Genomic DNA, 795 nt, shown 5'->3' with positions numbered 1-795 from the left:
ATAGTTCATATGCGTCAACTTATAATGATACAAATAAAACTGTAAAAATGACGAATGCTGGACAATCAGTGACATATTATTTTACTGATGTAAAAGCACCAACTGTAACTGTAGGCAATCAAACCATAGAAGTGGGTAAAACAATGAATCCTGTTGTGTTGACTACAACGGATAATGGTACTGGGACTGTGACAAATACAGTTACAGGATTACCAAGCGGATTAAGTTACGATAGTGCAACGAATTCAATCATTGGGACACCAACAAAAATTGGTCAATCAACAGTGACAGTTGTGTCTACTGACCAAGCAAATAACAAATCGACGACAACTTTTACAATAAATGTTGTGGATACGACAGCACCAACAGTGACACCAATAGGAGATCAATCATCAGAAGTGTATTCACCAATATCCCCGATTAAAATTGCTACGCAAGATAACAGTGGAAATGCGGTGACGAATACAGTGACTGGATTGCCATCCGGACTAACATTTGATAGTACAAATAATACTATTAGTGGTACACCAACAAACATTGGTACAAGTACTATATCAATCGTTTCTACAGATGCGAGCGGTAACAAAACGACGACAACTTTTAAATATGAAGTAACAAGAAATAGCATGAGTGATTCCGTATCAACATCAGGAAGTACACAACAATCTCAAAGTGTCTCAACAAGTAAAGCTGACTCACAAAGTGCATCAACGAGTACATCAGGATCGATTGTGGTATCTACATCAGCTAGTACCTCGAAATCGACAAGTGTAAGCCTATCTGATTCTGTGAGTG

The 795-nt window shown here is 37.9% G+C and carries 1 protein-coding gene; it reads left to right on the top strand.

The genetic code is table 11. The features are described from left to right. A partial coding sequence (locus IDG60_RS27845) for an Ig domain-containing protein (protein ID WP_206161000.1) occupies window positions 1-795 on the top strand: 795 nt, incomplete at both ends.

It is taken from the genome of Staphylococcus sp. EG-SA-2 (assembly GCF_017152085.1).
This window is presented reverse-complemented; position numbering and strand designations above follow the sequence as displayed.